The 20,917-nt window shown below is 65.3% G+C and carries 16 protein-coding genes; 3 read left to right on the top strand and 13 right to left on the bottom strand.

What is annotated here, in order from left to right:
• Window positions 1-12: 12 nt before the first annotated feature.
• Window positions 13-3,477: a transcription-repair coupling factor gene (mfd, locus tag BAU06_RS18690; protein WP_066353441.1), complete on the top strand. Its 3,465-nt coding sequence runs from the start codon at window positions 13-15 to the stop codon at window positions 3,475-3,477.
• 94 nt (window positions 3,478-3,571) lie between these two features.
• The gene (serB, locus tag BAU06_RS18695) at window positions 3,572-4,429 is read left to right on the top strand and encodes a phosphoserine phosphatase SerB (protein WP_066353442.1); all 858 of its coding nucleotides are present in this window, start codon (window positions 3,572-3,574) and stop codon (window positions 4,427-4,429) included.
• 39 nt (window positions 4,430-4,468) lie between these two features.
• Here the strand turns inward: serB and BAU06_RS18700 are convergent, their stop codons facing one another.
• Window positions 4,469-6,703 (bottom strand): TonB-dependent receptor, encoded by a 2,235-nt coding sequence (locus tag BAU06_RS18700; protein ID WP_197509320.1) that lies wholly within the window; start codon window positions 6,701-6,703, stop codon window positions 4,469-4,471.
• A 279-nt stretch (window positions 6,704-6,982) separates the two neighbouring features.
• Here BAU06_RS18700 and BAU06_RS18705 point away from each other — a divergent pair, with 279 nt between their 5' ends.
• Window positions 6,983-7,405: a YkvA family protein gene (locus tag BAU06_RS18705; protein ID WP_066353443.1), complete on the top strand. Its 423-nt coding sequence runs from the start codon at window positions 6,983-6,985 to the stop codon at window positions 7,403-7,405.
• On the opposite strand, the gene BAU06_RS18710 is transcribed toward BAU06_RS18705, so the two are convergent.
• The 12 genes from BAU06_RS18710 to BAU06_RS18765 form a co-directional block, all read right to left on the bottom strand.
• The gene (locus BAU06_RS18710; protein ID WP_066353445.1) at window positions 7,374-7,706 is read right to left on the bottom strand and encodes a DUF2818 family protein; all 333 of its coding nucleotides are present in this window, start codon (window positions 7,704-7,706) and stop codon (window positions 7,374-7,376) included. The genes BAU06_RS18705 and BAU06_RS18710 overlap by 32 nt on opposite strands.
• 78 nt (window positions 7,707-7,784) lie before the next feature.
• Window positions 7,785-9,254 carry an NADH-quinone oxidoreductase subunit NuoN gene (gene nuoN / locus BAU06_RS18715; protein WP_066353455.1) on the bottom strand — a complete coding sequence of 490 codons (1,470 nt, stop codon included), beginning with the start codon at window positions 9,252-9,254 and terminating at the stop codon, window positions 7,785-7,787.
• A 9-nt stretch (window positions 9,255-9,263) separates the two neighbouring features.
• Window positions 9,264-10,751, bottom strand: a complete 1,488-nt coding sequence (locus BAU06_RS18720; RefSeq protein WP_066353456.1) for an NADH-quinone oxidoreductase subunit M — start codon at window positions 10,749-10,751, stop codon at window positions 9,264-9,266.
• A 12-nt stretch (window positions 10,752-10,763) separates the two neighbouring features.
• Window positions 10,764-12,830, bottom strand: a complete 2,067-nt coding sequence (nuoL, locus tag BAU06_RS18725) for an NADH-quinone oxidoreductase subunit L (protein ID WP_066353460.1) — start codon at window positions 12,828-12,830, stop codon at window positions 10,764-10,766.
• Between the two features lie 18 nt (window positions 12,831-12,848).
• The gene (gene nuoK / locus BAU06_RS18730) at window positions 12,849-13,157 is read right to left on the bottom strand and encodes an NADH-quinone oxidoreductase subunit NuoK (RefSeq protein ID WP_066353466.1); all 309 of its coding nucleotides are present in this window, start codon (window positions 13,155-13,157) and stop codon (window positions 12,849-12,851) included.
• Window positions 13,154-13,798 (bottom strand): NADH-quinone oxidoreductase subunit J, encoded by a 645-nt coding sequence (locus BAU06_RS18735; protein WP_066353467.1) that lies wholly within the window; start codon window positions 13,796-13,798, stop codon window positions 13,154-13,156. Before BAU06_RS18735 ends, nuoK begins: the two co-directional genes overlap by 4 nt.
• A 16-nt stretch (window positions 13,799-13,814) precedes the next feature.
• Window positions 13,815-14,303 (bottom strand): NADH-quinone oxidoreductase subunit NuoI, encoded by a 489-nt coding sequence (nuoI, locus tag BAU06_RS18740; RefSeq protein WP_066353468.1) that lies wholly within the window; start codon window positions 14,301-14,303, stop codon window positions 13,815-13,817.
• Window positions 14,304-14,323: 20 nt separating this feature from the next.
• Window positions 14,324-15,397 carry an NADH-quinone oxidoreductase subunit NuoH gene (gene nuoH, locus BAU06_RS18745; RefSeq protein WP_066353469.1) on the bottom strand — a complete coding sequence of 358 codons (1,074 nt, stop codon included), beginning with the start codon at window positions 15,395-15,397 and terminating at the stop codon, window positions 14,324-14,326.
• Window positions 15,397-17,724 carry an NADH-quinone oxidoreductase subunit NuoG gene (gene nuoG / locus BAU06_RS18750; RefSeq protein WP_066353471.1) on the bottom strand — a complete coding sequence of 776 codons (2,328 nt, stop codon included), beginning with the start codon at window positions 17,722-17,724 and terminating at the stop codon, window positions 15,397-15,399. Before nuoG ends, nuoH begins: the two co-directional genes overlap by 1 nt.
• Before the next feature lie 15 nt (window positions 17,725-17,739).
• Window positions 17,740-19,107, bottom strand: a complete 1,368-nt coding sequence (gene nuoF, locus BAU06_RS18755) for an NADH-quinone oxidoreductase subunit NuoF (protein WP_066353474.1) — start codon at window positions 19,105-19,107, stop codon at window positions 17,740-17,742.
• Window positions 19,104-19,598: an NADH-quinone oxidoreductase subunit NuoE gene (gene nuoE / locus BAU06_RS18760; protein WP_066353476.1), complete on the bottom strand. Its 495-nt coding sequence runs from the start codon at window positions 19,596-19,598 to the stop codon at window positions 19,104-19,106. Before nuoE ends, nuoF begins: the two co-directional genes overlap by 4 nt.
• Window positions 19,599-19,660: 62 nt before the next feature.
• On the bottom strand, window positions 19,661-20,917 hold the full coding sequence (locus BAU06_RS18765; protein WP_066353481.1) for an NADH-quinone oxidoreductase subunit D: 1,257 nt from the start codon (window positions 20,915-20,917) through the stop codon (window positions 19,661-19,663).

Raw genomic sequence — 20,917 nt, forward strand, 5'->3', positions numbered from 1 at the left:
ATCTTCCATCTCATGCCTGCAGATTTCCCTTCTACTCCCGCGGCGCCGCTGGTCCCGTCGACGGACTCCATCCTGGCGGCCCTGAAACCCGGCACCCGATACACCCAGCCCCGTCCGCCCGGCTCGGGCGATGCATGGCTGCTGGCCGACGTGGCCCAGCGGGCCGGGCGGCCGCTGCTCGTGCTGACCGCCGACCCCCTGGAAGCGCAGCGGCTGACGGACGAACTCCACCTGTTCGCGCCGGCGCTGCGCGTGCGCCAGCTGCCCGATTGGGAAACGCTGCCCTACGATGCGTTCTCGCCTCACCATGACTTGATCTCCGAGCGCCTGAAGACGCTGGATGCCCTGATGCGCGGGTCGGTCGACGTGTTGACCGTACCGGTCACCACGGCGCTCTACCGCCTGGCGCCGCCCGCCTTCATGGCGGCCTACACGTTCTCCTTCAAGCAGCGCGACAAGCTGGACGAAGCCGCCCTGCGCGCCCGGCTCATGCTGGCCAATTACACGCACGTGACCCAGGTCACGGCCCCCGGAGAATTCTGCCTGCGCGGCGGACTGATAGACCTGTTCCCCATGGGCTCGGCGGTGCCCTACCGCCTGGACCTGTTCGACGACGAGATCGAATCCATCCGCGCATTCGACGTCGACACCCAGCGCAGCCTGTATCCCGTCAACCAGGTCCAGCTGCTGCCGGGACGCGAATTCCCCATGGACGAAGAGGCGCGCAACCGCTTCCGCGCGCGCTTTCGCGAGATCTTCGAAGGCGATCCCTCGCGCGCCGTGCCATATCGGGACATCGGCAACGGCATCGCCTTCGCCGGGGTCGAGTACTACCTGCCGCTGTTCTTCGACCGGACCGCGACGCTCTTCGACTATCTCGCGCCCGCGGCCATCACGGTGACCATCGGCGACATCGATGACGCCATCCGGCGCTTCGCCCAGGACACATCCAGCCGCTACGAGTTCCTCAAGAGCGACCGCGAACGTCCGGTGCTGCCGCCTTCCGCGCTGTTCCTGGACGCCGAATCGCTGTTCGATCACCTGAAGCATTTCGAACGCCTGGCATTGACGGCCGACCGCGGCCATCCGGATATCGGGCCGGCGCCGGACGTGGCTGTCACGCGCCGGGCCGACGATCCCGTGGCACGGCTGCGCGCCGTGGTCGATGCCGGCAAATGGCGGGTGCTGCTGTGCGCCGATTCGGCGGGACGCCGCGAAACCCTGGCGCAGATGCTGGCCGAGTTCGACCTGCCGCCCGATTTCGAAGCCGCCTCCATCGAGGACTTCCGGCTTTCGTCCGCGCGCCTGGCCCTGCTTGCCGCGCCCCTGACATCGGGTTTCAGCCTGTCGGCGGAAGGCATCGCCTTCATCACCGAAAACGATCTGTACCCCGGCCAGGCCGCGGTCAGCCGGCGCGGCCGGCGCGAACAGGAACGCGCCAGCAACGTCGAGGCCATGGTGCGCGACCTGTCGGAGCTGCGCGAAGGCGATCCGGTGGTCCACGCCCAGCACGGCATCGGCCGCTACCACGGCCTGGTGAATATGGACATGGGCGAAGGCGAGATGGAATTCCTGCATCTCGAATACGCCAACGGCAGCACGCTGTACGTGCCCGTGTCGCAACTGCACGTCATCGCCCGCTACAGCGGCGCCGACCCGGAAGCCGCCCCGCTGCACCAGCTGGGCTCCGGCCAATGGGACCGGGCGCGCCGCAAGGCCGCCAAGCAGGTGCGCGACACCGCCGCGGAACTGCTTGCCCTGTATGCCAAGCGCGCCGCGCGCGAAGGCTATGCCTTCAAACTGCAGCTCAACGATTACGAAGCCTTCGCCGAAGGCTTCGGCTTCGAGGAAACTGCCGACCAGGCCGCGGCCATCCAGGCGGTGATCCTGGACATGACGTCGGGCAAGCCCATGGACCGCCTGGTCTGCGGGGACGTCGGCTTCGGCAAGACGGAAGTCGCGCTGCGCGCGGCCTTCCTGGCGGTCGCCAACGGCAAGCAGGTCGCCCTGCTCTGTCCGACCACGCTGCTGGCCGAACAGCATGCCCAGACCTTCGCCGACCGTTTCGCCGACTGGCCGGTACGGGTGGTGGAGCTTTCGCGCTTCCGCTCGGCCAAGGAAGTCGCCGCGGCGATTCAGGGCATCAACGACGGCAGCGTGGACATTGTCATCGGCACGCACAAGATCCTGTCCAAGGATGTGCGCTTCAAGCAGCTGGGGCTGGTCATCATCGACGAGGAACACCGCTTCGGGGTACGGCAGAAAGAAGCCCTGAAGTCGCTGCGCGCCGAGGTCGACGTGCTGACGCTGACCGCCACGCCGATTCCCCGCACGCTGGGCATGTCGCTGGAAGGCATACGGGATTTCTCCGTCATCGCCACCGCGCCCCAGAAGCGGCTGGCCATCAAGACCTTCGTGCGGCGCGAGGACGGCAGCACCATACGCGAGGCCCTGCTGCGCGAACTGAAACGCGGCGGCCAGGCCTACTTCCTGCATAACGAAGTGGAAACCATCCACAATCGCCGCGCGCGGCTGGAAGAGCTGGTGCCCGAGGCCCGCATCGCGGTCGCGCATGGCCAGATGGGCGAACGCGAGCTGGAACAGGTCATGAAGGGCTTCTACCAGCAGCGCTTCAACGTCCTGCTGTGCACCACCATCATCGAGACGGGCATCGACGTGCCCACGGCCAATACCATCGTCATCCACCGGGCCGACCGCTTCGGGCTGGCCCAGTTGCACCAGCTGCGCGGCCGCGTGGGCCGGTCGCACCACCAGGCCTACGCCTACCTGCTGACGCCCGGCGAAGACGCCATCACATCCAACGCCAAGAAGCGGCTGGAAGCCATCCAGGCCATGGAAGAACTGGGCAGCGGTTTCTACCTGGCGATGCACGACCTGGAAATCCGCGGCACGGGCGAAGTGCTGGGCGAATCGCAATCCGGCAACATCCAGGAAGTGGGCTTCTCGATGTACACCGACATGCTCAACGAAGCCGTGCGGGCGCTGAAGGCCGGCGAGGAACCCGACCTGGAAGCCCCGTTCGGCACGGCCTGCGAAGTCAACCTGCATGCGCCCGCCCTGCTGCCGGCCGATTACTGCGCCGACGTGCATGCGCGGCTGGCGGTGTACAAGCGCCTGTCCCATGCCGATGGGGAAGACGACCTTATCCGCATCCAGGAGGAACTGATAGACCGCTTCGGCAAGCTGCCGGAGTCGGCGCAGACCCTGCTGGCCTCGCATCGCCTGCGGCTGGGCGCGCAGGCCCTGGGCATTATCAAGATCGACGCCAGCGAAAGCCAGGCCATGATCCAGTTCGGCCCCAATCCGCCCGTCGATTCCCTGCGCATCATCGAACTGGTCCAGAAGCAGCGCCATATCAAGCTGGCGGGGCAGGACAAGCTGCGCGTGGAGATCAAGGGCCAGCAGATCCCGGCACGCGTGGACGCGGTGCGCACCGTGCTGCGGGCACTGGCATGAATCCCGTCCTCCCGTCCCGGGCCGTGAATGTGCGCGTCACGCCCGCCCGAGCCCTGCCCGGCTCGTCCTGTTTCCCACGGATATCCTCATCGACATGATCGCCCACCATCTCGTCATCCAGTCCCCCGCCCTGGCCGCGGAACATTGCGAACAGGTGGCCGCACTGGCGCGGGCGCAGGGCCTGCACCGCCTGAGCGCGACCGCCGCGCGCCTGCTGGACGTCCAGCACGACGAGGCCACGCGCCGGGAAGTGCGGCAATGGTGCGAGGCCGCGGGCGTGGACCACGCCTTCATGCCCAAGGGCAGCGCCCTGGCGCAATGCAAGGTGCTGGCCATGGATATGGACTCCACGCTGATCAATATCGAATGCATCGACGAGATCGCGGGCGTGGCGGGGGTCAAGGACAAGGTGGCGGCCATCACGGAAGCCGCCATGCGCGGCGAGATCACCGATTTCTCGGAAAGCCTGCGCCGCCGCGTCGCCCTGCTGGCGGGGCAGCCGGCGCAGGCGCTGGAACAGGTGTATCGCGAGAAGCTGCGCCTGAATCCCGGCGCGGAAGCGCTGATCGCCTCGGCGCGCGCCGCCGGCATCAAGATCCTGCTCGTATCGGGCGGTTTCACGTTTTTCACCGAGCGCCTGCGCGAACGCCTGGGCCTGGACGAGGCGCACTCCAACACGCTGGAGATCCAGGACGGCCGCATCACCGGCCGCGTACTGGGCGACATCGTGGATGCCGCCGGCAAGGCGCAGCGGCTGCGCGCCTTCGCGCAGCGCCACGGCGCCGCGCCGGAACAGATCATCGCCATGGGCGACGGCGCCAACGACCTGAAGATGCTGGCGCTGGCCGGCTATTCGGTCGCCTACCATGCCAAACCGGTCGTGCGCGAGCACACGCGTTTCGCCCTGAACGTATCCGGCCTGGACGGCGTGCTGAACTGGTTCGAGCACTGATCCGCGGGCCGGGCGAACGCGCCCGGCCTGCTTGCCACGTCAGTAGCGGATGGACGTGGTCAGGATGACCTGCCGGCCGGGGCCGTAATCGGCGTGGTGCACACCGTTGGTCCGCGCGAAGTACTCCTTGTCCGTCAGGTTCAGCACGTTCAGCTGGAAGGTCAGGTTGGGCGATACTTCATAGGCCGCCATCGCGTCGAAACGCCAGTAGGCGGGCATATAGACGCTGTTGCCGCCGCCACCGGCCCCGCCCTGGTTGCCGCCGTACGTCTTGCCCACGTAGTAAATGCCGCCGCCGACCGTGAACTTCTGCAGCAGCTTGTAGGTGTTCCACAGGCTGAAGCTGTTGCGCGGGGTGTTGGCCAGCGGATCGCCTTCATTGACGCCGTTATAGGCGCCCTTTACCAGCTCGCTATCCATATAGCTGTAGCCGCCGAAGACGTTCCACCTAGGAGTTACCGCGCCGGCGAAGCCCAGCTCCAGGCCGCGTACCCGCGTCTTGCCCGCCTGCTCGAAAATACCCGGGTCGACCTCGATCTGCGCGTCCTCGCGGTCGGTCTGGTAGATCGCCGCCGTAAGGGTCAGCTTCTCGTTCAGGACGTTCCATTTGGTGCCCAGCTCGATGGTGCGGCTGCGCTCCGGATCCAGGCTATCGGTATTGGCGGCCAGGCCTTCCTGGTCGCCGCCGCTGACGGTGGGCGGCGTGGATGCCGTGGCGTACGACAGATAGATGCTGCCGTTGGGCGCCGGCTTGTAGACGATGCCGGTCTGGTAGCTGAAGATATTCCAGCTGCCATCGCTGCTCTGGGTCGTGGTTGCCCCGCGCGGCAGGAAATCGCCGTCGATGCGGTAGTTGTCGAAGCGGCCGCCCAGGTTCAGCGACCAGCGGTCGTTGAACTCGATGGTGTCGAAAGCATAGATGGCCCGCGTGTTGGAAGTGGAATCGTTGCTCAGCGGACCGCGGGAGATGCTGCCGGACCAATTATCGTGGGGATCCGGATGGTAGACCATGGTGCAGTCCTGCGATCCCGCCGGGAACACCGCCGGGCAGAAGCTGCCCGAGCTGGTCGTCACGTTGTAGCTGGCGTTCTTCATGCGCTCGTTGGTGAACTCCACGCCCACGTCATAGCTGTGCTTGAGCGAGCCCGTATTGAACTTGCCGTACAGCTCCGTCACGTTGGTCAGCATGGTGGTCTGCTGCCAGCGCGACTTCAGCCCGCGCTGCATCCACCATTCGCCGGTGACGGGATCGAAACGCGCAGCGCCGCCGTCGCCCGGGTTGGTCACCACGTAATCGTTGACCGTCTGCCCATAGCGCGTCACATTGCGCACGGTGGCATGGTCGTTGAAATCGTGCTCGACCTCGATCGTGCCGATATCCGCCTTGTTCTTCTGGTAGTCGCGATCGAGCACGCCATAGAACTTGTCGCGCCCCACGTTCAGGATGCCGTCGCTGGTTCTCTTGCCCGGTATCTTGCTGGCCAGGGGTACGCCGTAGTCCGGCATGCCGTTGGACTGGTAGTGGTAGTAGCTGAGCGTCACGCGGGTGGGGGTGCCCAGGCCGAAGGACAGCGAGGGCGCCACGCCCCACTTGTCGTAGTCGACCACATTGCGCCCCGGCGTATTGCCCTTGCCGTCCAGCAGGTTCAGGCGGAATGCCGAGTTGTCATTGAACTGCCAGTTGGCATCGACGGTGCCGCGCCAGTAGGCGTCGCTGCCCAGTCCCGCGTCGGCCTGCACGAAGGAGCCCAGCTTGGGCTTCTTGCTGACCAGGTTGATGCTGCCGCCGCCGGATCCGCGTCCGCCGTAGACGGAATCCGATCCGCGGATTACCTCCACGCTCTCCACATTGAAAAGCTCGCGCGTCTGGCCCCCCGGGTCGCGGATGCCGTCCACGAAGATATTGTTGCCAGAGGAGCTGCCTCGTATGAAAGGGCGGTCGGCCAGGGGCTGTCCGCCCTCGCCCGCCCCGAAGGTGATGCCGGGCGAATTGCGCAGGACATCCTGAAGCGAAGTGGCCGCGCTGTCCTGGATCACCGTCTGCGGGATGATCTGCACGGACTTCGGCGTATCCAGCAAGGGCGCCGTGAACTTCGTCGACGAGGATACCGGTACGTCGTACAGCGAATCGCCTTCCACCTGCACCGGCGCCATTTCCGTGACGGGCGCCTGCTGGGCGCAGGCCTGGGCACCCAGGAACAAGGCGGGACCGGCCAACGCAACGGCCAGGGAGTGGTTCAGCGTATTCACCGAATACGAGGCTTGCTGCTTCAAGGTCTTCTCCGATTGACAATGCTAATGCGAACGATTCTTATTTTTTTGTTTGCATCGAATCATAGACAAAGTTGAAGCCCTGAACAATCTTTATTAACGCCGTGTGAAAATCGTGGTGGAAACGCGTCGTATCGACGCGGTCCATGGCTGACTTCATTCAGCATCTTGTCAGTCTTGGCGCCACAGCGTTACAAGAGCGCCGCCCGCACGGCGTTTCGCGGGCGGCGGAAGGCGATAAGCTGGAGGGGCCGCGATCAGGCGGCGCAAGGGAAGACGAAGATGGGTTGGCTGAAGATCACGCGCCTGTGGGCGCTGCGGACACGCCAGGACGCAATGGCGGTTTGGTATGCGATGCGCAACCCGGCCACGCCCTGGTATGCCAAGGCGCTGGCCATCCTGGTGGCCGCCTATATCCTGAGTCCGATCGACCTGATCCCGGATTTCATTCCGGTGCTGGGGCTGCTGGACGACATCGTCCTGGTGCCGATATTGATATGGGCGACGATGCGCGCCCTGCCCGCGCCGGTCCGCGCGGAAAGCCGCGAACGCGCCCAGGCGTGGTCCGCGCGCAGGCTGGCCAAGCCGCGCAGCCGCGCGGGAGCGATTTTCGTGGTCCTGGTGTGGATCGCGATCGCGGCGGCGATCGCGCTATGGCTGCACGCGGCCTGGTTCAGTCCCGGCGTGCCGGGCGGCGCCGCTTGAGCAGGTAGCGGATAACGAAGCCGGGATAGGCCAGCACCAGGAACAGGCACAGGCCGATGACGTAGAACTGCCAGCCCTGCGGGAAGCGATTGCCCAGGGTGGACTCGAAGGCAAAACCCAGGGCGCCCACGACCGCATAGAAGACCAGCAGCTCGATCAGGCGCAGCCAGAACGGCTTGGCCGCGGGCAGGCCGCCCTTGCGCCAGACGAACAGCGCGAAGACGCGTTCATTCAGGAAAGGCAGATTCGCGCAGACCAGGGCCAGCGCGATCAACAACCAGACGGCAAGGGTTTGACTCATGGGCCGGAATAAACGATGCCCGGGCGGGATTCCCCGCGCCGGGCATCAATGATTACAAGTGGTCCTGCACGCCCGGGATCACAGGCCCAGCGAGGTCTGGACCGCGCGCACGCATGCCGCCATCAGGCCGCCCGGCACGATGCCCAGCAACAGCACCAGCACGCCGTTCAGCGACATCAGGCCGCGCTGGGCATAAGAGGCGGACACGGGATGGACCTCGCCGACCGGGTCGTCGAAGTACACCACCTTGACCACGCGCAGATAGTAGAACGCGCCCACCAGCGAGAACATCACGGCGATCACGGCGATGCCCACGTGGCCCATCTGCACCAGGGGCTGCAGCACGGCCAGTTTGGCGTAGAAGCCCACCGTGGGCGGCAGGCCGGTCAGCGACACCATCAGCACCAGCACGATGAAGGCGTGCCAGGGGCTGCGGCGGTTCAAGCCCTTCAGGTCGTCGATGGTGTCGCACTCGAAGCCATCGCGCGCCAGCAGCAGGATCATGCCGAAGCTGCCCAGGGTGGTCAGCACGTAGGTCACGATGTAGAACAGCGCGGCGCCGTAGCCCACGGCGGGCGACTCGCCGCCCGCCGCCAGGCCCAGCAGGACGAAACCCATGTGGGAGATCGTCGAATAGGCCAGCATGCGCTTGAAGTTGCTCTGCGCGATCGCGGTGATGTTGCCCACCGCCAGCGACAGCACGGCCAGGATCAGCAGCATGGGCTGCCAGTCGGCGGCCAGCGAGTGCATGGCCTCGATCAGCACGCGCAGCGTAATCGCGAACGCCGCCAGCTTGGGCGCGGCGCCCAGCAGCAGCGTCACGGCCGTGGGCGCGCCATGGTAGACATCCGGAACCCACATGTGGAACGGCGCGGCGCCCAGCTTGAACGCCAGGCCGGCCACGATGAACACCACGCCCAGCACCAGCGGCAGGTATTGCGCCTTGCCGGCGCCGATGACGGCGGCGATTTCCTGCAGGTCCAGGTGGCCCGTCGCACCGTAGATCATGGACATGCCATACAGCAGGAAGCCCGACGCCAGGGCGCCCAGCACGAAGTACTTCATGGCGGCTTCCGTGGCCGTGGTGTCGTCGCGGCGCAGCGCGATCAGCGCGTACAGCGACAGCGACATCAGTTCCAGGCCCAGATAGACCGAGATCAGGTTGCCGGCGGAGATCATCACCATCTGGCCCAGCAGGCCGAACAGCGACAGCACATACAGTTCGCCCCCGCGCAGCATGTCGCGCGACTGGGAATAGATGCGCCCGTAGACCAGCGTGACGAACACCGCGATATACGAAACGACCTTCAGCAGGTGCGCCAGGTCGTCGGCGACGAACAGACCGCCGAAGGCCTTGCCCTTGACGCCGTCGTGCCACTGCACCAGCGAAATGACGGTCAGGACCACCAGCGTGCCCAGCGTCAGCAGGTAACTGACCTTGCGCGTGGGATGGTTGCTGACCGCGTCGATCAGCAGGATGGCCGAGCCCAGGACCAGTAGCAGGATCTCCGGTGTCGCCAGCGCGAAATCGAGTGAGGAGTGCATCATTGTCTTGGCTTACAGTTTGGAGATGGCGACGTGTTGCATCAGGGCCTGGACCGACGCATGCATCACGTCGGTGAAGGGCTTGGGATAGATCCCCATGTACAGCACGGTGATCGCCATCAGCCCCAGGATCAGGAACTCGCGGCGGTTGATATCGGTAAGCTCGCGCACGTGGTCGTTGGCGATCTCGCCGAAGGCCACCCGCTTGACCATCCACAGCGAGTACGACGCGCCCAGGATCAGCGCGGTGGCCGCGGCCAGGCCGATCCAGAAGTTGTGCTGCACGGCGCCCATGATGACCATGAACTCGCCGACGAAGCCGCTGGTGGCCGGCAGGCCGCTGTTGGCCATGGAGAACAGCACGAAAAAGGTCACGAAGCGCGGCATGGTGTTGACCACGCCGCCGTAGTCGGCGATGCGCCGGCTATGCACGCGGTCGTACAGCACGCCTATGCACATGAACATGGCGCCCGAAACGAAACCGTGCGAGATCATCTGCACGATCGCGCCTTCGACGCCGGCCGTGTTGAACAGGAAGAAGCCCAGGGTGACGAAGCCCATGTGCGCCACGGACGAATACGCCACCAGCTTCTTCATGTCGTCCTGGACGATGGCCACCAGCCCGATGTAGATCACGGCGATCAGCGACAGCGCGATGATCAGGCCGGCCAGGCTGTGCGACGCATCGGGGGCGATGGGCAGCGAAAACCGCAGGAAGCCGTAGGCCCCCAGCTTCAGCATGATGGCGGCCAGCACGATGGAGCCGCCGGTGGGCGCCTCGACGTGGGCATCGGGCAGCCAGGTATGGACCGGCCACATCGGCACCTTCACCGCGAAGGCGGCCAGCATGGCGAAGAACACCAGCATCTGCGGCGTCATGCCCAGCTTCAGCTGCTGCCACTGCAGGATGTCGAACGAGCCGCCCGAGGCATTCCACAGGTAGATGAAGGCGACCAGCGTCAGCAGCGAACCCAGCAGCGTGTACAGGAAGAACTTGAACGCCGCGTAGACCCGGTTGGGGCCGCCCCACACGCCCACGATGATGTACATCGGGATCAGCGTGGCCTCGAAGAACACGTAGAACAGCAGGCCGTCCAGCGCCACGAAGACGCCGATCATCAGGCCCGACAGGATCAGGAAGGCCGCCATGTACTGCGCCAGGCGGCTGGTGATCACTTCCCAGCCCGCCAGCACCACGATGACCGTGATGAAGGCCGTCAGCAGGACGAACCACAGCGATATGCCGTCCACGCCCAGGTGGTAGTTGACGTTGAAGGTGCTGATCCAGGGCACGTTCTCGACGAACTGCATGTTCGCCGTGGATGGGTCGAAGCCCGTGTACAGCGGAATCGTCACCAGCAGGCCGGCCACCGCGCCGATCAGCGAAAGCCACAGCGTCAGGCCGCGCTTGTTGTCCCCGCCCAGGGCGAGCACCAGCAGACCGAAGACGATGGGGACAAAGACCGCGAGGGTAAGCCAGGGAAAAGTATGGGATGCCATCTCGCTAGCCATTTATTGGGGAATCAGCACGAAGAAAGTCACCAGGGCCAGGATGCCGATGATCATGGCGAAGGCATAGTGATAGATGAAGCCGGACTGCAGGTAGCGGCTGACGCCCGCCACCCAGCCCACCAGTTTGGCGCTGCCGTTGATCAGCCCGTCGATCACGCCGCGATCGCCGGCCTGCCACAGGCCACGGCCCAGGCCGCGGGCGGCACGGGCGATGACCTGCTCGTTGAACCAGTCCACGTAGTACTTGTTTTCGAGGATGGCGTTGACGCCGGACAGGCTGCGCTTGATGGCGGCCGGCACCTTCGGGTTGATCAGGTAGCAGTACCAGGCCACCACGGCACCCGCCACCACCAGCCAGAAGGCGCTGGTCGTGAAGGCATGCAGGCCGAAGGCGACCCAGCCGTGCCATTCCTCGGCCAGTTCATGCATGGCCGGGTGCTCGGGCAGGACGGTAATGGCGCCCTGGAAGAACTTGCCGAACAGCATGGGGTCGATGACCAGCGCGCCGATGATGACCGACGGGATCGCCAGCACGACCAGCGGCAGCGTCACCACCCACGGCGACTCGTGCGGAGGACCGCCGTGGCCATGGTCGTCGTGGCCGTGGCTGTCCGCGGTGCCGTGCACCTGGGCTTCGGCGCCGTGGCTGTCGCCGAGGCTGTCGTCATGATGCGCGTGGCCGTGCCCGTGCGTATCGAAGCGCTCCTTGCCGTGGAACACCAGGAAGTACACCCGGAAGGAATACAGCGAGGTCACGAACACGCCGATCAGCGTGGCGAAATGGGCGAAGCCCGCGCCCCACACTTCGGACGCGCCCGCGGCCTCGATGATGTGTTCCTTCGAGTAGAAGCCCGAGAAGAACGGCGTGCCGACCAGGGCCAGGGTGCCGATCAGGAAGGTGATCCACGTGATGGGCATGTACTTGCGCAGGCCGCCCATGTTGCGGATGTCCTGGTCGTGGTGCATGCCGATGATGACGGAGCCCGCGCCCAGGAACAGCAGCGCCTTGAAGAACGCGTGCGTCATCAGGTGGAAGATCGCCACCTGGTAGGCCGACGCGCCCAGCGCCACCGTCATGTAGCCCAGCTGCGACAGCGTGGAATACGCCACCACGCGCTTGATGTCGTTCTGGATGATGCCCAGGATGCCCAGGAACAGCGCGCCGATGGCGCCGATCACGATGATGAAGGACAGCGCGGTGTCGGAGTGTTCGAACAACGGCGAGAAGCGGGCCACCATGAAGATGCCGGCCGTCACCATGGTCGCCGCGTGGATCAGCGCGGAAATCGGCGTCGGGCCTTCCATCGAGTCGGGCAGCCAGGCGTGCAGCGGAACCTGGGCCGATTTGCCCATGGCGCCGATGAACAGGCAGATGCAGGCCACGGTAAGCAGCTTCCAGTCGCCGCCGGGAAAGCTCATGCCGGCCAGCTTGTCGGCCTGGCTGAACACATCGGCGTACTGCATGGAGCCCACGTAGGCGAACAGCAGGCCGATGCCGAGCACGAAGCCGAAGTCGCCCACCCGGTTGATCAGGAAGGCCTTCATGTTGGCGAAGATCGCCGTCGGGCGCGTGTACCAGAAGCCGATCAGCAGGTACGACACCAGGCCCACCGCCTCCCAGCCGAAGAACAGCTGGACCATGTTATTGGACATGACCAGCATCAGCATGGAAAAGGTGAACAGCGAGATATACGCGAAGAAACGCTGGTAGCCGGGATCGTCCGCCATGTAGCCGATGGTGTAGATATGCACCATCAGCGACACGCTGGTCACCACGACCATCATCATGGCCGACAGCGGGTCGATCAGGAAGCCGATGTTCAGCTGCGTGCTGCCGATCAGGCTCCAGGTATAGACATTGCCGTCGTAGGTGTGGCCGCCAAGGACATCGCCGAGCACCACGAAGGAGCCGATCGTGGAGATCAGCACGCCCAGGATGGTGATCAGGTGCGCGCCGCGCCGGCCGATCGGCTTGCCGAGGAATCCGGTGCCGAACAGGCCGGCCAGGATGGCGCCGGCCAAAGGCGCCAGCGCGATGAGCAGGTAAAGGTTGGGAGAGCTAGACATTGTTATTCCTGGACTCCGTCAGCCCTTCAGGCGATCGAGTTCGTCGACGTTGATCGTGTTCAGGTTGCGGAACAGCAGCACCAGAATGGCCAGGCCGATCGCGGCTTCGGCGGCGGCGACGGTCAGGATGAAGAACACGAAGACCTGTCCGGCGGCGTCGCCGGACCAGCTCGAGAAAGCCACGAAATTCATGTTGACGGCCAGCAGCACGAGCTCGATGGACATCAGCAGAATGATCAGATTGCGGCGGTTCAGGAAGATGCCGAAGATGCCGATGGCGAAAAGAATCGCCCCCAGTATCAGGTAATGGGCCAGCGTCAGCGTCACTTCTGTTCTCCTTGGGACGGAACGGCCGCGGCGGTCCGGGCCTGGGCACGCTCGCTCTGCGCCGGCATGCTCACCATGCGGAAGCGGTCCTTGGCGCGCACGCGCACGGCTTCCGACGGGTTGTTGTACTTGACGTCGCGGCGGCGGCGCAGGGTCAGCGCGATCGCCGACACCATGCCGACCAGGAGCAGCACGGCGCCGACCTCGACCGCGTACACGTATTGCGTGTACATGATCGCGCCCAGCGCCCGGGCGTTGTTGTAGTCGCCCGCCACGGCTGCCGGCGCGCCGGCGTCGAACCAGGTGGAGCCCAGCACGAAGGAGATCTCCAGCACCAGGACCAGCCCGATGACCAGGCCCAGCGGCAGGTAGGTCCGCAAGCCATGGCGCAACGTCGTCATGCGGATGTCCAGCATCATCACGACGAAGAGGAACAGCACCATGACGGCGCCGACGTAGACCAGTACCAGCAGCAGTCCGAGGAACTCCGCGCCCAGCAGGATCCACAGCATGGCCGCGTTGAAGAACGCCAGGATCAGGTGCAGCACCGCGGTGACGGGACTGCGCGCCGTGATGACACGAAAGGCCGCCACCACGAGGACGATGGCCAGTATGTAGAACAGAACGGTGGTGAAAGTCATGGAGTCGTACCCGGCATCAACGGTAGGGCGCGTCGGCGGCGCGGCGTTGGGCGATTTCCGCCTCGTAGCGGTCGCCCACCGCCAGCAGCATGTCCTTCGTGAAGTACAGGTCGCCGCGCTTTTCGCCGTGGTACTCGTGGATATGCGTTTCCACGATGGAGTCCACGGGACAGCTTTCTTCGCAGAAACCGCAGAAGATGCACTTGGTCAGGTCGATGTCGTAGCGCGTGGTGCGGCGGCTGCCGTCATCGCGCACTTCGGACTCGATGGTGATGGCCAGGGCCGGGCACACGGCTTCGCACAGTTTGCAGGCGATGCAGCGCTCTTCCCCATTGGGGTAGCGGCGCAGCGCGTGCAGCCCGCGGAAGCGCGGCGAGGCCGGCGTTTTCTCGTGGGGGTAGCGCAAGGTGACCTTGCGCTTGAAGAAATACTTGCCCGTCAGGCGCATGCCCTTGAGCAGTTCGGACAGCAAGAGGCTGCCGAAGAAATCCTTGATCGCTTCCATATCCTGCCTTTTGCCTATCGCTAGCGCCAAATATTCCAGGGCGTCTGCATCCAGATCGCCACGACGAGCAGCCACACGCCGGTCAGCGGAATGAAGATCTTCCAGCCCAGGCGCATGATCTGGTCGTAGCGATACCGCGGGAACGACGCCCGGAACCACACGAACAGGGACACTACGAAGAACGTCTTGAGACCCAGCCAGATCCAGCCGGGGATCCAGGTCAGCGGCGCCACGTCGATGGGCGAAGTCCAGCCGCCCAGGAACATGATGGACGCCAGCGCCGACAACAGGATCATGTTGGCGTACTCGCCCAGGAAGAACAGCGCGAAGGCCATGCCCGAATACTCGACCATGTGGCCCGCCACGATTTCCGATTCGCCTTCCACCACGTCGAAGGGATGGCGGTTGGTTTCCGCCACGGCCGACACCACGTAGATGACGAACAGCGGCAGCAGCGGCAGCCAGTTCCAGGACAGGAAGGTCAGGCGGTGGTCGGCGAACCAGCCCCGGGTCTGTCCCAGCACGATGTCGCTCATGTTCAGGCTGCCCGACACCAGCAGCACCGTCACCAGCACGAAGCCGATCGCCAGTTCATAGGAGACCATCTGGGCGGAGGCGCGCAGCGCGCCCAGGAAAGCGTACTTGGAGTTGGACGCCCAGCCCGCCACGATGACGCCATACACGCCCACCGAAGTGATCGCCATGACGTACAGCAGCCCGGCGTTGACGTTGGCCAGCACGACCTGCGGTCCGAACGGCACCACGGCCCAGGCGGCCAGCGCGGGCATCAGCGTCACCACCGGCGCCAGGACGAACAGGATGCGGTTGGCCGCGGTGGGCACGACCACTTCCTTGGTCAGCAGCTTGAACACGTCGGCGAACGGCTGCAGCAGCCCGCGGAAGCCCACGCGGTTGGGCCCCAGGCGGACATGCATGAAGCCGATCATCTTGCGTTCCCAGTACGTCAGGTAGGCCACGCAAAGAATGATGGGCACCGCGATGACGACGATCTTGACGATCGTCCAGACCACCAGCCAGGGGGTCGGGCCCAGCAAGGCCTGCCCGTGGCTTTCCAGAATATTGAGCCATTCCATCAGGCACGCTCCACGCTGATTTCACCGAATGCGCCGCCCAGGGCAGCCGTTTGTTCGAAGCCGGCGGCGACACGCACGGCACGGTCGGCAACCGTGTCGTCCTGCACCGTTTCGAGTTCGACCGCGCCGGTGGCGGTACGCACCCGCACCTTGATGCCGGCGGTCAGGCCCAGGCTGGCCAGGGTCTGGCCATTCATGCGCGCGGCCGGCGCCCGCGAAGCCGGCGCGGCCTGCAGCGATTCGGCGCGGCGCACGATGGCATCCGTGCGGTAGATCGGCACGTCGGCCACGCGTTCCAGCCCGCCCGACGCGGCGCCCAGCCCGGGCGCGGCATTGATGCGGTTGGACAGGCGGCCTTCCAGTCCGCCGGACAGCACGCTGTCACGCACGGATTCGGAGGTTTCGTCCTCAAAGCCCGACAGCTGCAGCACGTTGCCCAGCACCCGCAGGACCTTCCAGGCGGGACGGGTCTGGCCGAACGGCACCACCGTGCCCTTGAAGCTCTGCGCCAGGCCCTGGGCATTGACGAAGGTGCCGGAGGTTTCGGTGAACGGCGCCACCGGCAGCATGACGTTGGCCCATTCCTGGGCCGCCGAACGGTACGGCGTCAGCGCCACGGCGAACTGCGCGTCGCGCAGCGCGGCCACGGCCTGCGGGCCGTTGTCCGCGTCCAGCAGCGGTTCGGCGTGCAGCACGATGTACGCCTTCAGGGGATCGGCCAGCATGGCGGCGGCGGTCTTGCCGCCCTTGCCCGGCACGGCGCCGGCCAGATAACCGCCCACCGTATTGCCGCCCGAGGTCAGGAAGCCCAGCCGGGCGCCGGCCATCGTGGCGATGGCCTGCGCGTTGGCGGCGATGACGGAGGCCTGCGGCGAGGCAACCGCCATATTGCCCAGCAGCACGGCGGCCTGGCTGCCCGATGCCAGGCTGGCCGCGATCAGCTTGGCCTGCTCGCCCGGCGTGACGGCGGCGAAGTCGGCGGGAACGTCCTGCCCCTTGGCCTGGGCCAGCGCCACGGCCACTTCGGCCAGGGCGCGCGGCAGCGCCGACGGCGCCACGGTCAGGCGGCCGGCGACGGGCATGAGCGGATCGTCCGCCAGGCTGTCGACCAGCAGCACCTGCGTGCCGCGCTTGGCGGCCTGGCGCAGGCGCTGCGCCATCAAGGGATGATCCTTGCGCAGCACGGAACCGACGACCAGGACGCGGTCCAGCGTATCCAGGTCCGCCACGGGCATGCCCAGCCAGGGGGCGCCTTCCAGCGCGGCACCGAAGGCGGGATCGGTCTGGCGCAGGCGGAAATCGATGTTCTCGGAACCCAGCGCGCGCACCAGGCGGCCGAGCAGCGCGTATTCCTCTGTGGTGGCATATTCGGCGGCCAGGGCGCCGATCTGCCCGCCGCCGAAGTTATCGCGCACGCGGCTCAGCCCCTGCGCGACGGCTTGCAGCGCATCGGCCCAGGAGGCTTCGCGCCATTCGCCATCGGCGCCCTTGATCATGGGCGCGGCCAGGCGGTCGTCGGCGTTCAGGCCTTCATAGGAAAAGCGGTCGCGGTCGCTCAGCCAGCATTCGTTCAGCGCTTCGTTTTCGAAGGGCACCACGCGCATGACCTTGTCGCCCTTGACCTGCACCACCAGGTTGGCGCCCAGGCTGTCGTGCGGGCTGACCGCGCGGCGGCGCGCCAGCTCCCAGGTGCGGGCGCTGTAGCGGAAGGGCTTGGACGTGAGCGCGCCGACCGGGCACAGGTCGATCATGTTGCCGGAAAGCTCGGATTCCACCGAGCGGCCGACGAAGGACGTGATCTCGGAGTGTTCGCCCCGGTTGATCATGCCCAGCTCCATGACGCCGGCGATTTCCTGGCCGAAGCGGACACAGCGCGTGCAGTGGATGCAGCGGCTCATTTCCTCGGCCGACACCAGCGGGCCCAGGTCCTTGTGGAAGACCACGCGCTTTTCTTCGTGATAGCGCGAGGCCGAGCCGCCGTAGCCGACGGCCAGGTCCTGCAGCTGGCATTCGCCGCCCTGGTCGCAGATGGGGCAATCCAGGGGATGGTTGATCAACAGGAATTCCATGACCGACTTCTGGGCGGCCTTGGCTTTTTCCGAGTTGGTGAACACCACCATGCCGTTGGTGACGGGCGTGGCGCAGGCCGGCAGCGCCTTGGGCGCTTTTTCGACCTCGACCAGGCACATGCGGCAATTGGCGGCGATGGAAAGCTTCTTGTGGTAGCAGAAATGCGGCACGTATTGCCCGAGCTTCTGGGCCGCATGCATGACCATGCTGCCTTCGGGCACTTCTACCTTGTTGCCGTCGACGGTTAGTTCAACCATTGTCTGTTCCTGGACCTACAGATAGTGCGGGACCACGCACTTCTTGTGCTCGACGTGGTACGCGAATTCGTCGTGGAAATGCTTCAGGAAACCGCGCACGGGCATCGCGGCGGCGTCGCCCAGGGCACAGATGGTGCGACCCATGATGTTGCCCGCCACGCTGTCGAGCAGATCCAGGTCTTCGGGACGGCCATGGCCGTGCTCGATGCGGTTCACCATGCGATACAGCCAGCCCGTGCCTTCGCGGCACGGCGTGCATTGGCCGCAGCTTTCCTCGAAATAGAAATAAGAGAGGCGCAGCAGCGACTTCACCATGCAGCGGGTTTCGTCCATGACGATGACCGCGCCGGAACCCAGCATGGAGCCCGCCTTGGCGATGGCGTCGTAGTCCATGGTGGTGTCCATCATGATGCTGGCGGGCAGCACCGGGGCACTGGACCCGCCGGGGATCACCGCCTTCAGCTTGCGGCCGCCGCGCATGCCGCCGGCCAGTTCCAGCAGCTTGGAAAACGGCGTGCCCATCGGAATCTCGTAATTGCCGGGACGTTCGACGTCGCCGGTGATCGAGAAGATCTTGGTGCCGCCGTTGTTGGGCTTGCCGACCTCCAGGTACTGCTGGCCGCTGTTGCGGATGATCCAGGGCACCGCCGCGAAGGTCTCGGTATTGTTGATGGTGGTGGGCTTGCCGTACAGGCCGAAGCTGGCGGGGAACGGCGGCTTGAAGCGCGGCTGGCCCTTCTTGCCTTCCAGCGATTCCAGCAGCGCGGTTTCTTCTCCGCAGATATAGGCGCCGTAGCCGTGGAAGGCATGCAGCTGGAAGCTGAATTCCGAGCCCAGGATCCTGTCGCCCAGGAAACCGGCGGCGCGCGCTTCTTCCAGGGCTTCCTCGAAGCGTTCGTACACCTCGAAGATTTCGCCGTGGATATAGTTGTAGCCCACGGAAATGCCCATGGCGTACGCGGCGATGGCCATGCCTTCGATCACGATGTGCGGATTGAAGCGCAGGATGTCGCGATCCTTGAACGTGCCGGGCTCGCCTTCGTCGGAATTGCACACCAGGTACTTCTGGCCCGGGAAGGTACGCGGCATGAAGCTCCACTTCAGGCCGGTCGGGAAGCCCGCGCCGCCGCGGCCGCGCAGGCCGGAGGCCTTGACCTCGGCGATGACGTCTTCCGGCTTCATGCCGGTGGTCAGGATCTTGCGCAGCGCTTCGTAGCCGCCGCGCTTGACGTAGTCTTCCAGGCGCCAGTTGGCGCCGTCCAGGTCGGCCAGGATCTGCGGCTGGATATGGCGTCCGTGCAGGCACATCGACTGCGACAGGTCCCGCAGGGGGTTGGGATCCAGCCCCTGGGCGAACTGGCGATACAGGTCCGGCGCGTTCATGCCGTTTCTCCTTGCGCGCGCAGGCCGTCGATCAGCTCGTCCAGCCGCGCTTCGGTCATGCGTACGCACATATGCTTGTTGTTCACCAGCAGCACCGGCGAGTCGCCGCAGGCGCCCATGCATTCGCCTTCGATCAGGGTGAACATGCCGTCGGCGGTGGTGCCGCGGTAGTCGACGCCCAGCTTGCGCTTCAGGTAGTCGCCCGCCTTTTCACCATCGCGCAGCGCGCACGGCAGATTGGTACAGACCGAGATCTTGTGCTTGCCGGTCTGCTCCACATTGAACATGTTGTAGAAGGTGGCCACTTCCTGGACCGCGATGGGCGGCACGCCCAGATAGGTGGCGACGTCTTCGATGATTTCGGTCGACAGCCAGCCTTTCTCGTCCTGCGCGATGGCCAGCGCGGCCATGATGGCCGACTGCTTCTGGTCGCCCGGGAACTTCGTGAGCTCCCGGTCGATTTTCTGGTAAGCCTGTTCGGAAAGCAGCATAGTTTGAATCCGGAATATGCGAGAGGCCCCTACGGGTCTTCTTCGAGGTCGTGCGGCGTTCCCTAGCGGTCGATTTCGCCGAACACGATGTCCTGCGTGCCGATGACGGTCACGGCGTCGGCGATCATGTGGCCGCGGGTCATTTCGTCCAGCGACTGCAGATGCGGGAAGCCCGGCGCGCGGATCTTCAGGCGATACGGCTTGTTGGCGCCATCGGATACCAGGTAGATGCCGAACTCGCCCTTGGGGTGTTCGACAGACGCATAGGCCTCGCCGGGCGGCACATGGAAACCTTCGGTGAAGAGCTTGAAGTGATGGATCAGCTCTTCCATGTTGGTTTTCATGGCGGCACGCTTGGGCGGCGCGACCTTGTGGTTATCGATCATCACCGGGCCGGGGTTATTCCGCAGCCATTCCACGCATTGGCGGATGATGCGGTTGCTTTGGCGCAGCTCGGCGACGCGGACCAGGTAGCGGTCGTAGCAGTCGCCGTTGACGCCGACCGGCACGTCGAAGTCCACCAGGTCGTAGACCTCGTAGGGCTGCGTCTTGCGCAGGTCCCAGGCCACGCCGGAACCGCGCAGCATGGGGCCGGTGAAGCCCAGCGCCTTGGCGCGCTCGGGCGACACCACGCCGATCCCCACCAGCCGCTGCTTCCAGATCCGGTTGTCCGTCAGCAGCGTTTCGTATTCGTCCACGCAGGCCGGGAAGCGGTTGGTGAAGTCCTCGATGAAGTCCAGCAGCGAGCCGGAGCGCGCGTCGTTCATCGCGCGCACTTCCCTTTCGCTTCGGTACTTGCTGGGTTCGCCGTACTGCGGCATGGAATCCGGCAGGTCGCGGTAGACGCCGCCCGGGCGATAGTAGGCGGCGTGCATGCGCGCGCCGGAGACCGCCTCGTAGCAGTCCATCAGGTCTTCGCGTTCGCGGAAGGCGTACAGGAAGACGGCCATGGCGCCGACGTCCAGGGCGTGCGAGCCCAGCGACATCAGGTGATTGAGGATCCGCGTGATTTCGTCGAACATGACGCGGATGTACTGGGCGCGCAGCGGAGGCTCGATGCCCAGCAGTTTCTCGATGGCCATGACATAGGCGTGCTCGTTGCACATCATGGACACGTAGTCCAGGCGGTCCATATAGGGCAGCGCCTGGATGAAGGTCTTGTGTTCGGCCAGTTTTTCGGTGGCGCGGTGCAGCAGGCCGATATGCGGGTCGGCGCGCTGGATGACTTCGCCATCCAGTTCGAGCACCAGGCGCAGCACGCCGTGCGCGGCCGGGTGCTGGGGACCGAAGTTCAGGGTGTAGTTCTTGATTTCAGCCAT

Source organism: Bordetella bronchialis, assembly GCF_001676705.1.
GTDB lineage: Bacteria > Pseudomonadota > Gammaproteobacteria > Burkholderiales > Burkholderiaceae_B > Bordetella_C > Bordetella_C bronchialis.

Bases quoted from the DNA above. Each gene is read 5' to 3' on its own strand.
- BAU06_RS18720 (WP_066353456.1), bottom strand. From the start codon at position 10,751: ATGGCATCCCATACTTTTCCCTGGCTTACCCTCGCGGTCTTTGTCCCC.
- nuoF (WP_066353474.1), bottom strand. From the start codon at position 19,107: ATGAACGCGCCGGACCTGTATCGCCAGTTCGCCCAGGGGCTGGATCCC.
- nuoN (WP_066353455.1), bottom strand. From the start codon at position 9,254: ATGATGCACTCCTCACTCGATTTCGCGCTGGCGACACCGGAGATCCTG.
- nuoE (WP_066353476.1), bottom strand. From the start codon at position 19,598: ATGCTGCTTTCCGAACAGGCTTACCAGAAAATCGACCGGGAGCTCACG.
- nuoL (WP_066353460.1), bottom strand. From the start codon at position 12,830: ATGTCTAGCTCTCCCAACCTTTACCTGCTCATCGCGCTGGCGCCTTTG.
- BAU06_RS18710 (WP_066353445.1), bottom strand. From the start codon at position 7,706: ATGAGTCAAACCCTTGCCGTCTGGTTGTTGATCGCGCTGGCCCTGGTC.
- nuoI (WP_066353468.1), bottom strand. From the start codon at position 14,303: ATGGAAGCGATCAAGGATTTCTTCGGCAGCCTCTTGCTGTCCGAACTG.
- BAU06_RS18735 (WP_066353467.1), bottom strand. From the start codon at position 13,798: ATGACTTTCACCACCGTTCTGTTCTACATACTGGCCATCGTCCTCGTG.
- nuoG (WP_066353471.1), bottom strand. From the start codon at position 17,724: ATGGTTGAACTAACCGTCGACGGCAACAAGGTAGAAGTGCCCGAAGGC.
- serB (WP_066353442.1), top strand. From the start codon at position 3,572: ATGATCGCCCACCATCTCGTCATCCAGTCCCCCGCCCTGGCCGCGGAA.
- mfd (WP_066353441.1), top strand. From the start codon at position 13: ATGCCTGCAGATTTCCCTTCTACTCCCGCGGCGCCGCTGGTCCCGTCG.
- nuoH (WP_066353469.1), bottom strand. From the start codon at position 15,397: ATGGAATGGCTCAATATTCTGGAAAGCCACGGGCAGGCCTTGCTGGGC.
- BAU06_RS18705 (WP_066353443.1), top strand. From the start codon at position 6,983: ATGGGTTGGCTGAAGATCACGCGCCTGTGGGCGCTGCGGACACGCCAG.
- BAU06_RS18765 (WP_066353481.1), bottom strand. From the start codon at position 20,917: ATGGCTGAAATCAAGAACTACACCCTGAACTTCGGTCCCCAGCACCCG.